The 13,919-nt window shown below is 60.5% G+C and carries 12 protein-coding genes; 10 read left to right on the plus strand and 2 right to left on the minus strand.

Annotated features, from left to right (window positions below):
- Positions 1–23 precede the first annotated feature (23 nt).
- From AB0O87_RS07800 to AB0O87_RS07825, 6 genes are read left to right on the plus strand one after another with little or no spacing between them, the layout of a single operon-like run.
- Positions 24–770, plus strand: coding sequence for a glycosyltransferase family 2 protein (locus AB0O87_RS07800; protein ID WP_363513720.1), 747 nt, complete (start codon positions 24–26; stop codon positions 768–770).
- Complete coding sequence (locus AB0O87_RS07805; RefSeq protein ID WP_363513723.1) at positions 767–1,159, plus strand: DUF2304 domain-containing protein; 393 nt, start codon at positions 767–769, stop codon at positions 1,157–1,159. The genes AB0O87_RS07800 and AB0O87_RS07805 overlap by 4 nt, the downstream gene beginning before the upstream one ends.
- On the plus strand, positions 1,156–2,391 hold the full coding sequence (locus tag AB0O87_RS07810; protein ID WP_363513726.1) for a glycosyltransferase family 4 protein: 1,236 nt from the start codon (positions 1,156–1,158) through the stop codon (positions 2,389–2,391). The genes AB0O87_RS07805 and AB0O87_RS07810 overlap by 4 nt, the downstream gene beginning before the upstream one ends.
- A complete protein-coding gene (locus AB0O87_RS07815; protein WP_363513729.1) occupies positions 2,384–2,995 on the plus strand; it encodes an acyltransferase in 612 nt (203 codons plus the stop codon). Before AB0O87_RS07810 ends, AB0O87_RS07815 begins: the two co-directional genes overlap by 8 nt.
- Positions 2,992–4,089 (plus strand): DegT/DnrJ/EryC1/StrS family aminotransferase, encoded by a 1,098-nt coding sequence (locus tag AB0O87_RS07820; protein ID WP_363513732.1) that lies wholly within the window; start codon positions 2,992–2,994, stop codon positions 4,087–4,089. The genes AB0O87_RS07815 and AB0O87_RS07820 overlap by 4 nt, the downstream gene beginning before the upstream one ends.
- Positions 4,086–5,075 carry a Gfo/Idh/MocA family oxidoreductase gene (locus AB0O87_RS07825; protein WP_363513735.1) on the plus strand — a complete coding sequence of 330 codons (990 nt, stop codon included), beginning with the start codon at positions 4,086–4,088 and terminating at the stop codon, positions 5,073–5,075. The genes AB0O87_RS07820 and AB0O87_RS07825 overlap by 4 nt, the downstream gene beginning before the upstream one ends.
- A gap of 40 nt (positions 5,076–5,115) precedes the next feature.
- Here AB0O87_RS07825 and AB0O87_RS07830 read toward each other — a convergent pair whose 3' ends face one another.
- Positions 5,116–6,273, minus strand: a complete 1,158-nt coding sequence (locus AB0O87_RS07830; protein ID WP_363513738.1) for a glycosyltransferase — start codon at positions 6,271–6,273, stop codon at positions 5,116–5,118.
- Positions 6,270–8,078: an ABC transporter ATP-binding protein gene (locus AB0O87_RS07835; RefSeq protein ID WP_363513741.1), complete on the minus strand. Its 1,809-nt coding sequence runs from the start codon at positions 8,076–8,078 to the stop codon at positions 6,270–6,272. The genes AB0O87_RS07830 and AB0O87_RS07835 overlap by 4 nt, the downstream gene beginning before the upstream one ends.
- A 171-nt stretch (positions 8,079–8,249) precedes the next feature.
- Here AB0O87_RS07835 and AB0O87_RS07840 point away from each other — a divergent pair, with 171 nt between their 5' ends.
- The 4 genes from AB0O87_RS07840 to AB0O87_RS07855 are packed head-to-tail and all read left to right on the plus strand — an operon-like array spanning position 8,250 to position 13,919.
- A complete protein-coding gene (locus tag AB0O87_RS07840; protein ID WP_363513744.1) occupies positions 8,250–9,602 on the plus strand; it encodes a glycosyltransferase in 1,353 nt (450 codons plus the stop codon).
- Positions 9,599–10,762 (plus strand): hypothetical protein, encoded by a 1,164-nt coding sequence (locus AB0O87_RS07845; protein WP_363513747.1) that lies wholly within the window; start codon positions 9,599–9,601, stop codon positions 10,760–10,762. The genes AB0O87_RS07840 and AB0O87_RS07845 overlap by 4 nt, the downstream gene beginning before the upstream one ends.
- An 11-nt stretch (positions 10,763–10,773) precedes the next feature.
- Positions 10,774–11,856, plus strand: a complete 1,083-nt coding sequence (gene wecB / locus AB0O87_RS07850; protein WP_363513750.1) for a UDP-N-acetylglucosamine 2-epimerase (non-hydrolyzing) — start codon at positions 10,774–10,776, stop codon at positions 11,854–11,856.
- Positions 11,853–13,919 carry an acyltransferase family protein gene (locus AB0O87_RS07855; RefSeq protein WP_363513753.1) on the plus strand — a complete coding sequence of 689 codons (2,067 nt, stop codon included), beginning with the start codon at positions 11,853–11,855 and terminating at the stop codon, positions 13,917–13,919. The genes wecB and AB0O87_RS07855 overlap by 4 nt, the downstream gene beginning before the upstream one ends.

Raw genomic sequence — 13,919 nt, forward strand, 5'->3', positions numbered from 1 at the left:
ATGGGTCGGTAGGATCTATAGCGATGCGTCCGGTCGATCCCTCCGTTCTCGTCGTCATACCGGCGCTGAACGAACAAGATTCCGTCGCGGACGTTGTCCGCGACGTGCGTTCTGCCGCACCCAGCGCGCTGTGCCTTGTGATCGACGATGGATCGTCTGACGACACCAGGCACGTGGCAGCTGCTGCGGGGGCGTCCGTACTTGTCCTGCCTTTCAACCTGGGCGTCGGTGGCGCTATGCGGGCCGGGTTTCGTTACGCGCGCACACACGGCTATGACGTGGTGGTGCAGGTTGATGCCGATGGTCAGCACGACCCGCAGGCCATCAACTCATTGGTATCGCGCCTGTCTGAGCACGACGCAGATATCGTGATCGGAGCGCGCTTTGCCGGTGTGGGCGACTACGGCGCACGTGGTCCTCGGCGTTGGGCTATGCGGGTCCTTGCCGCGGTGATCAGTAAGGTCGCACGTACTCCATTGACTGACGTGACGAGTGGCTTCAAAGCGGCGGGGCCGCGCGCAGTCGCGCTCTTCGCCCGCGCGTATCCGGCCGAATACCTCGGAGACACGATTGAGGCGCTTGTCATTGCTGCGCGTGCGGGCTTGACCGTGCGTCAAATGCCCGTCGCCATGCGCCCGCGTCAGGGCGGAGAGCCGTCACATCGTCCGATCAAAGCGGCTGTCTACCTCACCAGGGCAGTAGCGGCGTTCTTGTTAGCTATGGTGCGGCCACGCCAGGCGATCGAGAAGATTCGGGAGGAGAGCTTGTGAGCGGCATCACTTATGCGTTCGGCATCGTCGCAGCGCTATTGGCGCTCTTCGCGATTGTTGAGCTGATGCGCCGAGGAACTTTGAGAGAACGCCACGCGGTGTGGTGGTTTGTCGGTGGTGTTCTTGCGCTCGTGCTCGCACTTTTTCCTCAGTTGCTCACGTCGATCGCCAGGTTGGTGGGCATTTCAGTGCCCACCAACCTGGTCTTCTTCGTCGCGATTGGTCTTCTGTTCCTCGTGAGCCTGCAATATGGCGCTGAGCTCACGCGAATCGAAGAAAAGATTCGCACTCTCGCAGAGCAGGCGGCCTTTCATGAGCAACGAATCGCCGACCTCGAACAGAGAAGTAGCGGAGTGAATCCACAAACCGGCGATGAGGTTGAGCAATGACAGCGACACGAGTCTTGATCGCCTCTCGGTTGTTTCCGCCGGAGGTGAGCGCAGGATCATTCCGTCTCGGCGCGCTTGCGCGCGGACTGCGTCGCGCTGGAGCAGCTGTCCGGGTGCTGACAACGTCTCCGCCGCCGCATGCGCCCGCGATCAGTGACGCCACTGGTGTGGATGTGCGTCGCTGGCCAGTCCTGCGCGATGCCGGGGGAAACGTGCGCGGCTATGTGCAATACATGAGCTTTGACGTGCCGTTGTTGCTTCGCCTTTTACTCACGCGCTATGACGTAGCGGTCGCTGAGTCGCCACCGACCACGGGTCTTGTCGTGGCATGGGCGAGCGTGCTTCGCCGTCGCCCCTACGTCTATTACGCGGCTGATGTGTGGACCGATGGCGTGATTTCAATGGGCGCGCACCCGATGGTCGTTCGCATTATGCGCACGATGGAGAAGGCTGTGCTTCGTAAAGCCAGCGTGATTCTCTCTGTTTCTGACGAGGTCACTGAACGACTGCTGGCGCTCGACGCTGACTCCTCGCGAATAGCAACCGTGGGAAACGGCATCGACACAGACCTGTTCACACCCGATGCCCACGTGATGGATGGTGCAGGACGCTACTTCGTCTACACCGGGACGATGTCGGAGTGGCAACAGCCAGAAGTGTTCATCCACGCCTTCTCGCAGGTCGCTGAAGACTACCCAGATGTGCGGTTGAAGTTCTTCGGACAGGGAGTAGTGGAGTCGGAGCTGAAGCGCATTGCCGAGCAGGTTGCGCCGGGGCGGGTCGACTTCGGCGGTGTGGTGAGTCCGCAAGAATCTGCACGATGGATTCGGGGAGCTGCGGCGTCTCTGGTGAGCATCGTTCCTGGAATCGGCTACGACTTCGCCCGCCCGACGAAGACTTATGCTGCTGCTGCCGTGGGAACTCCCGTGATTTTTGCCGGTCCTGACGCGGGTGCGCGTCTGGTGCGCGATGGTGCGTTGGGTCGAGCTGTGACATTCGACGCTGCAGCGATCGCTGCCGCGATGCTCGAGATGCTTGCGGAAGAGGCAGACGGCACGCGAGAACTGCTGCGGCCGACGCGCGCAGGCTGGGCTCGCGAGACCGTATCTTTGCGTGCGGTAGCCGACCGAGCAGTCGCGGCAATCGCACAGGCAACAGGAGGCTGGGCGACTAGGCTGGACGGCGGTTCCTCAGACTCGTTGGCGGAACCAGAAAGTCGGAGCAGTGACTGAGAGCAACCGAGTTCGGATCGTAGATTCTGCCGATGTCGCAGCTGATGCTGTGATCGGTGATGGTTCGTCCATCTGGCACCTGGCCCAAGTGCGCGAGGGCGCCCATCTGGGCGAAAACTGCATCGTAGGCCGAGGGGCATACGTCGGTACCGGCGTGCAAATGGGTGACAACTGCAAAGTCCAGAACTATGCCCTCGTCTATGAGCCTGCGAAGCTGGGCGATGGCGTATTCATCGGACCTGCTGTTGTACTGACCAATGACACTTATCCACGAGCGATCACTCCTGAAGGCACCATCAAGAGCGCGCACGATTGGGAACCAGTGGGCGTCACGATTGAACGCGGCGCCTCTATCGGGGCGCGCGCGACGTGCGTCGCTCCTGTCACGATCGGGGCCTGGGCGACTGTCGCCGCTGGCGCTGTGGTGGTGAAAGATGTTCCCGCATATGCGCTCGTCGTCGGAGTTCCCGCTCGTCGTATTGGCTGGGTCGGCGAAGCAGGCGTCCCACTCACACTGAATGACGCAGAGAATGTGTGGATCTGCCCGACCACGGGCGATCGTTTTGTTGAATCCGAAGGCACCCTGAGCAAGGAGACCGCGTGAGCGAGTTCATTCCACCCGCGAAGCCCATCATCGGCGACGAGGAGCGTGAGGCGGTAGACCGTGTCTTGCGCACCGGTATGGTCGCCCAGGGGCCGGAAGTAGCGGCATTTGAGAAAGAGTTCTCCGAGCACTTCGTGCAAGGACGCCCAGCCGTCGCTGTCAACTCGGGTACAGCCGGCCTACACCTTGGTCTCCTCGCCGCCGGTGTTGGGCAGGGCGACGAAGTCATCGTTCCGTCGTTCACCTTCGCGGCGACAGGGAACTCGGTAGCGCTCACTGGCGCCACACCCGTTTTTGTTGACATCGAGCCGGACACGTTCTCTCTCGACCCCGAGGCTGTCGCCGCGGCGATCACCCCCAACACGAAGGGGATTTTGCCTGTGCACCTGTACGGGCACCCCGCCCGGCTTCGTGAGCTAGAAGCCCTCGCCGCTGCGCGCGGCGTAGCGCTCTACGAAGACGCGGCCCAAGCACACGGTGCTGCGCTTGACGGACGCCCGGTGGGCACATGGGGCGACTTCGCGATGTTCAGCCTGTACCCGACAAAGAACATGACCAGTGGTGAAGGCGGCATGGTCTCGACGGCGAATGACGAGATCGCGCGCCAGATCAAGCTACTTCGCAACCAGGGCATGGAGAAGCAGTACGAAAACGAGGTTGTTGGTTTCAACGCTCGCATGACCGACATCCACGCTGCGATTGGTCGAGTGCAGCTGACCAAGGTTGATGCCTGGACGAAGACGCGTCAGGCAAACGCTGCGTACCTTGATGCCCACCTGCGTGGCGTCGTTATTCCGCCAGTGGTCGATGGAGCCGTGCACGTGTACCACCAGTACACCGTGCGCGTTCCGGAAGATCGAGACGGTTTTGTTGCCGCTCTCAAGAGCGAGCACAGCGTCGGCGCCGGGGTCTACTACCCGATCCCGAACCATCGCCTGCCTTCTCTCGCGCATTATGCGCCAAGCCTCGATCTCCCCGAGACCGAGCGGGCCGCGCGGGAGGTCGTGTCGCTACCGGTGCACCCCTCGCTCTCTCAGAACGATCTGGAACGCATCGTCACCGCGGTCAACCTTGTTGCCAAGGCAGGTGCATGATGGCATTGCGCGCCGGGCTGCTCGGAGTCGGCATGATGGGGCGTCACCACGCGCGGGTTCTGCGTGAGCTCGATGGTGTCGATCTGGTTGCCATCGCTGACCCCGGAGGAGACCCGCACGGCGTTGCCGGGGACCTCAAGGTTCTGCCCGACATCGATGCGCTCATCGAAGCTGGCATCGATCTAGCCGTGGTTGCCGTCCCTACGCGCTTCCATGAAGATGCGGCGCTCAAGCTCGCCGCCGCCGGAGTACACACGCTGGTAGAGAAGCCCATCGCACACAGCCTCGAGGCTGGCCAGCGCATGGTCGATGCCTTCGCGAGCGCCGGCCTTGTCGGCGCTGTGGGCCATGTAGAACGCTTCAACCCGGCGCTTCAGCAACTTCGTATGCGGCTTGAGGCTGGCGACATCGGAGAGGTCTATCAGATCGCTACCCGCCGCCAGAGTAACTTTCCTGCGCGCATCGCAGATGTTGGGGTTGCAAAGGACCTCGCTTCGCACGATATCGACCTCACGGCGTGGGTAGCGCGAAGCGATTACTCACAGGTATTCGCCCAGACCATGTTTAAGAGCGGCCGCGAGTACGAAGACATGATCGCGATTACCGGACGGCTGGAGACAGGCGTCATCGTGAACCACATCGTGAACTGGTTGAGCCCGATGAAGGAGAGGCTGACCGTCGTCTCCGGGGAAAAGGGCGCGTACGTCGCCGACACGTCCACCGGAGATCTAACGTTTTACGCGAACGGGACCATCCCTCATGAGTGGGAGTCAGTCTCCAGCTTCCGAGGTGTCTCGGAAGGCGACGTCACACGTTTCTCTTTCGCAAAGCGCGAGCCGCTCCGAGTGGAACACGAAGCCTTCCGCGACGCCGTTCTTGGCAAGCCCACGCACCTTGTCACCATGCAGCAGGGGCAACAAACGCTTCGCGTCGTCGAGGCGGCTCTCGAGTCTGCGAGGAACAGCGAGAGCATTCGCCTGGTCTGATGCGAACTGATCGCGGGAGCGTCTCCTCTGCCTACGTTGCTCAATGGTGCTGAAAGGCAGCGACTACCGCGAGGAAGACCTCTCGCTCGTGTGCCGCATTCAAAGTCCGCGCTGCGCTGTCTGACCCTTGTTTGAGGCGGCGAACGTCTGCTGCCTCAAGAGCAGAGAGACCGTTAGCGAGGTCGGTGGCAGACCACCCTTCGATTACCAGGCCATTCTGGTGTTCACGAGCAAGCTGAGCCATCATCGGGCTTTCTCCGACAACTATTCCTAGCCTCGCCTGAACCGCTTCGAAGAGCTTGTTGGGTAGCGCAAAGCGTAGGTTGGCGGTCGCTGGGGGATAGAACATAACTTCGAGGTCATACTCATTGATGCGCGTTGCGATCTCCGGCACCGTGACGGGCGGAAAGATTCTCACTCGGCTGCCAAGCTCAGCGGTTGCTTTCGTAACATCGGCAAGGCGCTGTTCGGAACCGACGAGTATCAAATTGAGACGGAAGCGTTCTGGTAGCAACTCCATCGCTTCGATGACGATGCGTAGGCCACGCTCCCAGGCAGCTGCCCCGTGGTAGACGAGTTCGATGCGTTCATCGTCGACCGCCGAGGGGGTGAGTTGCTCGAAAGGCGGGGCGTTTCGGATCAGTACTGGCTGTTCAATCTCGAACTCGTCCCGGTACATTTCTGCAATTCCGCTTGCGACAGTGCTCCGTGATCTGACTCGCGGGTCACCAATAAATGCGCGCGACCAGCGATGCACAGGGTTCGCGAGTCGAGCGCCACGCAGAGAAAGGTTCATATCCGGGGCGTGGTACTCATGCAGGTCGATATGTACGGATTGCGATGTCTCAGGCAAGTCCTGGATCACCGGAAGCAGGGCTATGTCGTTCACAAGTACAAGGTCATAGCTATCAGCCTTGAGTGCGCGAGAAAGCTCTCGCGGAAGCCGTGAGGCCGTGAGAACTCGGAAACGTGCTGCAGGAGGCAATAAAAGATGCAGCGCGGCCTTCGTCGGCAATGGTCGTGTCCACTGGCTTTGGGGAGCGAAGGGGAAATGCGTGCGTACCTCTGGAAGGTTCTCGCTACCGAGTCCGACGGTGTCGACAACCCACCCCTCGGCAGAAAGCCACTCAACTTCACGCCTTACTCTCGGATCCCTCTGGATCAGAGTATGAGTGACAACGAGTGCAGTGGCGCTCACGCCTTCTCCTTAGGTGTCGCTGTGCCGTCGACAAGACCGGCTAGATGTGCTTGGTGAGCGAAGTCCGGAACGGTCGCGACGAGCTGATCGAATGTTCCCTGTGCGATCAGTTCTCCGTCTCGCATAAAGAAGATGCGGTCCGCGTGGCGGATAGTGGCAAGCCTGTGGGCAACGAGCACCACGGTTGTCTTGCCGTGGAGATTGCGGATCGCCGACGTGACGGCCGCCTCGGTCGCTGTGTCGAGCGCACTGGTCGCTTCATCCATGACCAGCACCAACGGGTCGGAGTAGAGGGCTCGCGCGATACCTAGACGTTGCCGTTGGCCGCCGGACAGCGCCAGCCCGCGTTCTCCTACCGTGGCGTCGATGCCGCCGTCGCGTGCTTCGACGGTGGAGAGTACCTGAGCATCAGCGAGGGCACTGCGGACGCGGTCCCGATCGAAATCGTCTCCCCATGAGATTGCCACGTTTTGCGCAACGCTGGCATCGAAAAGTGCGACATCTTGCGGGACGTACGCCACGCGGTCCCGCCAAGATCGGGTCACATCTGTAAGAGGCACTCCATCGATGTCAATCGTGCCGGACGTCGGCTCGATGAGACCGAGCACGAGGTCGACCATGGTCGATTTACCAGAGCCTGAGGCGCCGACGAACGCAACCGTCGATCCGAAAGGAATCTCAAGGGAAACATCTCGGATTGCCTCCGCTGCCTCGGGGGAGTAGCGGAAGCTAATGCTCTCTACCTGCAATGCCGCAGGTGATTCCGGGAGCGCGAGCGTGGGGCGCACGCCGAAGTGCGATGCGGATGCCTCAGAATCCTTAGTCTGATCAAGCACGGCCTTCGCGTGAGGCATGTTGGCGGTCATAGCGGCAACAACAGATTGCATGCGCACAACCGAAGGTGCGAGCCTGAACCCCGCCACCGCAAACAACGCGATCCCGGTCAGGGCGGTGGTCTCGTCTCCAGTCAGGAATCCGACGACGCCGACAAGCAAGATGCCGCCGACGATTGCGGATTCGAGAACGAAGCGCGGGACCTGCCCTAAGAACTGCACGTTGGCGCGTGCTTTGGTGGTGTGTCGACGGTTCGCGGTGACGACATCGGCGGCCTCATCCACTTTGTTTCGAAGCGTGAGCTCTTTCAGGGCACCGATGATCTCGGTCATCAGGCGGACGGTCACCATGGTGTATCGAAGGTTTACGCGCCCTGCCTGGCGTGCTCGTTGAGACACCCAAAGAAACAGGACAGCGCCGATCGCGCCCAGATACAGGATTGTCGTGAGAGCGATCACAGGCTGCGCGATCGCAAGCACGCCAATCACAACCACGAGGCTAGTGATCTCACCGAAAAGCGTCGAGCCAGGCAGGAGGAAGCCAGCGATAGTGACGCCGACACTCCCGTCGGTCATTCGAACTACCTCAGTGGAGTTCTTCTTGAGTCGCTCGACCCACGGTGCGCGGAAGTATGCACGAAGCAGACGCTCGCCGATGGCAAGTTCGTAGCTGGCGAATCGGCGAGTTGCGAACCACATCAGAGTGACAGTTGCGACGCCTTTCACAACGATGAGAAGGCAGACCAGCGCCAGCACGATAAAGATTGAAGGTCCGGCGATCTCTCCGATAAGGGGGAGTTCGACCGTTGAACCGGTAGCCAACGGGCCGATGACAACGGCGACGAGCATGAGAGCGGCGGCATCAAGAATGGACAGCGCTCCCAGGCTCCATGAGTAGAGGCTAAGAAAGCGACGCGCGCGTCCTGGAAGTGTCGCAGCCAGCTCGCGGTAGAGCGCCCAAAGTGCCTTCACGCGGACTCCTATTCATGCAAGACGCGCTGGTGCCGTGCCTCGAAGGGGTACGGTCGCCAGGGCGCGTCCAGCTTGAGAGTCTAGTGCGCGACCCCTGCGAGATCGGTGTGCTGGCGGGTGGCGGATACAATTACCCGCGTGGCCGTGCAGGCCCGTCACGAGAGGAAGTGCATGGCTGAGGTTCGGCGCATCGCGTATGTCGTTTACAACGACGTTTACCGGGACTCCCGGGTGCTCAAAGCGGCAGATAGTGCCGCAGCCGCTGGTTACATGGCGCGCATCTACGCATTCGGTGGTGAGTTGAGTCACTACCCGGTCGGAGTAGAGCGACGCGCGAGCGGGGCTGAAATTCACCGCCTTCCGGTGTTTCCTGACCGGTACGCACTTGTCGCAACCGCGATCCGCCGGCGCCGAGCCGCCGCGGTTCCCATACCTGTCGTTTCTAGTCCCGGATCTGCTCAGGAACATGAACGCGTTGCCGATCGCGGGATCCTAAAGGGAAAGATCACGCGAGCACGAACTGCTTTTCTTCGGCTGAGGCTGCGACTCGCCGGTGCGATCAGAGAACACGGTTTCCGTCGTACCTCCCGAAGCGCGATCATCGATTGGCGCCCTCACCTGGTGCATGCGCATGACGCAAACACGCTAGAAATCGCGATGGATGTTAGAAGAAGTACCGGCGTGCCGTTCGTATATGATGCTCACGAACTGTGGGAAGAGCGCAACGCGCGACGGGGGCGCGCGGCCCGTCGCCGCGAACGACGATTGCTCGATCGAGCCTCGAAAGTCATGGCGGGAAGCATCACGGTATCGCCGAGTATTCAACGTTGGATGACGGACCGTTACGATCTTGCGGCACCGCCCATTCTGGTTCGAAACATTCCCCACGCAACTACCAAGATCCCGGCACAAGAACTCGGTCGTTTGCGTTCCCTCACCGGGCTCTCTGCCGACCAACTAGTAATCGCCTACGTAGGTGGAATCACCTCGGGTAGGGGAATCGAAGAAGCTATCTCGGCTGTGGCGCTCTTGCCTTCCAACAATCATTTCGTTCTGCTTGGCCACGGTGCGGCCCAGGCGCGTGCCGAGTTTGAGGCGCTCGCGCGCACCTTAGGAGTAGCGGATCGTGTGCACTTTGCCGGATCGGTGGAGTCGGGCGAAGTGTCTGCAGCTGCGGCCGATGCAGATGTGTCGCTGGTTTATACCCAACCCAAAAACTTGAGTTACCGTTTCAGCTTGCCCAACAAGCTCTTCGAATCTATTCACGCAGGTGTTCCGATCGTCGCCAGCGACCTGCCTGACGTCGCAGAGCTCGTGCGACGCTATGACCTGGGAGAGCTCTCATCGCCCACGGATGTCGAGGCTCTGGCCGCGGCTATTCGCTCGGTTCTTGCTGAGCCAGAGAGATTTCGAGCTGGCGCGGCAGCAGCTGCGGCTGAACTGAGCTGGGAAGGGGAGATGGAGCGGCTACTAGCGCTGTACGAAGAGATTCTAGAATCGCCAGCAGCGGGGGCTGGGTCGTGAAAGGTCCTCGGATTCTCTGCATCTCTTTTTCTGACATTCGCTCCGATTCCCGCGTTCTTCGTCAGCTAGATCAGCTGACGAAATTTGGTCGCGTCACGACGCTGTCATACGGAGAAGCGCCTCCGCAGGCGGACGATCACATCCAGATCGACTCGGGGTTGCCTTCTTTGCCGCAAACGGTTTCTGGAGTCCTCAACCTCGCTCTTCGTAGATACAAGACGGTTCAGCTCGAAGCGCCAGCGGTTCAAGTAGCCAGAGCAGCGCTGGGATCGCGCGAGTTTGATCTGGTTGTCGCGAACGAGGCGCGAGCGCTTCCCCTCGCTTCGGTCGTCGCTGGCCAACCAAAAATCCTTTGCGACCTGCATGAGTGGGCCCCAGCCGAGCGGACGCACGTCTTGTCGTGGCGATTGCTCGTTGCGCCTTTTATGCACTGGGTCTGTGCGACCTATCTCCCTCGCGTGGCTGCCAGCACAACCGTCAACTCATCCATCGCCGAGATGTATCAGCGAGAGTTCGGCGTGCGCCCAGAAGTAGTGCGCAACGCAATCGCATACCGTCCCGACCTCGCGCCGACCACTCTCGATCCTGAGAGAATTCGTCTAGTGCACAGCGGCGGCGCTGTCGCGGGGCGCAATATCGAGGCGCTCGTCGAGGCAGTAGACGTGCTGGGCGATGGGTACTCGCTCGATCTCTATCTGATTCCGGGGCGGCAGCGCGATGCGTACTGGGCAGAATTGCAGAAGCGTATCGCGCAGAGCCCCGGGACCACCTTGCATCCGCCAGTTCTTCCGGCCGACCTTCCCGACGTGCTCAACGCCTACGATCTCGGTGTGTTCTCGCTCCCTCCGCTCACCCCCAACCACAAGCTGATGTTGCCGAACAAATTCTTCGACTTTGTGCAAGCGCGATTGGGGATCGTCTTCTCGACTGCAGAAGAAACCGACCGACTCATCCGCGAGTACAAGCTCGGTGCGGTTGCTGAAGGTTTCGGCGCCGACGAGTTGGTTCGTGCTATCGGTGCGATGTCTAGAGCCGACGTTGCCGCGGCAAAGTCGGCCGCAGATGATGCTGCTGAAAAGCTCTCTTCGGCGACCGATCTCGCAACGCAAGACAGGATCCTGAGCGAGCTCCTCCTGGGCGGGGCCTCAAAGCACACGTAGAATCTCCTTCTGTGAAGATCATCAGCGTCGTGGGAGCTCGCCCTCAGTTCGTAAAACTCGCTCCCATCCACAAAGCCGCGCTCGCGGCCGGCGTGGAGCACGTCATTGTCCACACTGGTCAGCACTACGACCCGATGCTGTCTGATGTGTTTTTCGAAGATCTCGGGATCGGCGCACCTGACGTGCACCTCGGAGTCGGTAGCGGGTCGCATGGAGTTCAAACCGGAGCGATGCTCGCAGCGCTAGATGCTGTGTTCGACGAGCACCGCCCTGACTGGGTTCTCGTGTACGGAGACACGAACTCCACCGTCGCCGCAGCGCTCAGCGCAGTAAAGATGCACATTCCTGTCGCGCACCTTGAGGCGGGGCTACGCAGCTTCAACCGGCGGATGCCGGAAGAACACAATCGCGTGATGACAGACCACGCGGCAGATCTGCTCCTTGCGCCTACTCAGGTTGCGGTTGACCACCTCGGCGATGAGGGGCTCGCGGAGCGCACCGTGTTGGTGGGCGATGTCATGACGGACGTGCTTTTCAAGGTCCGTGACGAGGTCGGGGCTCGCCCATCTCCCCTTCTGGCCGAGCTGGGCCTGGAACCTGGCGGATACTATGTCGCCACAATTCATCGCGCTGAAAACACTGACAACCCTGCGCGGCTCGAAGAAGTCGTCAGCGCATTGAGCGGTCTAGATAAGCCAGTCGTGCTGCTCGCACACCCTCGCGTTGTTGCAAAAGCCGCAGCGCACGGGATCTCGCTCACCCAAGGATCTCTCGCCGCTCATCAGTCGCTCGCCTACGCAGATCTCATCGCGGCGGCTCTGTCGAGCGCTGGCGTCGTGACCGACTCAGGAGGCCTTCAGAAAGAGGCGTTTCTGCTCCGGGTGCCATGTACAACCGTGCGGACAGAGACCGAATGGGTCGAAACAGTTCAGCTCGGATGGAATGTTCTGGCCAACACCGCCGAAGAGATCTCTGCAAGCGTGACGCGGCCTCGCCCGACGGAAACTGTGGAGGCACCCTACGGTGACGGACAGGCGGCGACGCGGGTGATCCGGGAGCTGATCCGAGTAGCTTCGGATAGAAACCTCGCGTGAGCTCGACGGATTTAATCTCCCGCCCTCGCCGGAGTTTCCGCACCGACGTACAGGGGCTACGCGCGGTTGCTGTCGGTCTAGTTCTCCTGTACCACGCGGGCGTCCCCTATATAACCGGGGGCTACGTCGGAGTTGATATCTTCTTTGTGATTTCTGGGTTTCTCATCTCGAGTCACCTGCTGGAGTCTCTAGAAAAAAATGGGCGCATTCGGTTCGCTGATTTTTACGCTCGCCGCATCCGACGGATCCTTCCTGCCTCCGTCGTTGTCGCATCGCTGACAGCGGTCGCAGCCATCATTTTTTACCCGCCGCTCGCGCTTGAACGGATTCTGCGAGATGCTCTCGCGACGATCCTCTATGTGCCGAACATTTGGTTCGCGGCGCAAAACACGGATTACCTGGCCGACAGTGCGCCTTCTCCATATCAGCATTACTGGTCACTTGGTGTCGAAGAACAGTTCTATCTGGTGTGGCCATTAGTGCTTTTTCTCCTCGTGCTTTTGCTGCGACGACGCAGAAAACTCGTCGTCGGCGCAATCGCGATCCTCGCAACGATGAGTCTCCTGAGCGGAGTTCTGCTGACACCCATCGACCAGCCGTCTGCGTTCTTCCTGCTTCCGACGCGCGCCTGGGAGCTCCTAATCGGTGGGCTCGTTGGTGCTGTTCTGTTGAATGGTGCGCTTCAGGTTCCTCGCTGGGTCGAGGCCCTCGGCGGGTGGCTTGGCCTTGCGATGATTTTGGGTGCTGCACTGCTTTACAACGAGCAGACCGCGTTTCCAGGAACCGCGGCTATGCTCCCGGTGTTTGGCACCGCTCTAGTCATACTCTTCGGGGCTCGGGGATCATCAGCCGGGCCCACCGGCCTACTTTCGCTGAAACCGATGCAGTTCGTCGGCCTTATCTCGTACTCGCTCTATCTCGTGCATTGGCCGCTACTAATCGTGACGCAGGCGGCGGTCGGTGAGCAGAGTCCGCTCCGTCTCGCGGTGAAAGTTCTCGCGGGGATCGTTATTGCATTCCCTCTCGCTTGGCTTCTTTTTCGCTTTGTTGAGACCCCGATGCGCGCACCAAGCTGGCTCACAGGCCGGCGACCGCGGTGGACTTTGTGGGGAACGCTTGCGTTGACCGGAGTGCTGGCGCTCGGAGCGCTCACTGCCGTGCAGTGGGCTGCGGTGCGTGACGTAGGCACCGGTGAACCCGTCTCGGCGTCACCGACTTTTCCGGCTTCTCCGCCCAACGCGACATCTTTTGTCCCGCGAAACATGATTCCGACACTCGAAGGCGTCGCGGACGACGTTGCCCCCATGTACGACGACGGCTGTCACTATGACGTCAAGCGTGAGGACGTGCAGAATTGTAGCTACGGGGACGTCGATGGAGCGCGTACGGTTGCGATCTTTGGTGACTCGCATTCTGCTCAGTGGTTCCCCGCAATAGAGGGCCTTGCGGAAAGCGAGGGGGGCGTCCGCATCAATTCCTACACGAAGTCGTCCTGTCCTGCGGTCGACGTAAAAGTACTGGACAAGGACGTGCCCTACGTGTCTTGCGATCGATGGCGCGGGCAAGTTCTTGAAGCTCTGGTCGAATCTCCTCCGGATCTCGTCGTGATATCTAGCTACGCCTGGTATCCACTCGTCGATGCCGCTGACGATGTCGCTCGCGCCACAGTGTGGGCGGACGGGGTCGATCGAACCGTCCGCCAGCTTCGCGAGGCGGGGAGTGAAGTCCTCGTGATCGCCGACAGCCCGAGGTTCTCAGCATCGCCAGCAACTTGCGCCTCAGCGAATGTTATGGACGTGACAGTGTGCGATGCGGAGCGTGGGACGGCGTTGGACCTCGATTTTATGGCGGAAGAACGGACAGCAGCAGAGGTTGCGGGGGCAAGCTACATAGATCTCACCGAGTTCATTTGCGACACAGATACTTGCCCTGTCATCGTTGATGACATGTTCGTGTACCGCGACGTGAACCATATGACAACCACGTTCGTCTCGTACCTCGCGCCAGCGTTGGAACCGACGCTAACCTCGCTCTTAGGCATCGACTCAGCTGTCACACCGTAA

The sequence above is a fragment of the Microbacterium sp. NPDC076768 genome (genome assembly GCF_040687205.1).
Classification (GTDB): Bacteria; Actinomycetota; Actinomycetes; order Actinomycetales; family Microbacteriaceae; genus Microbacterium.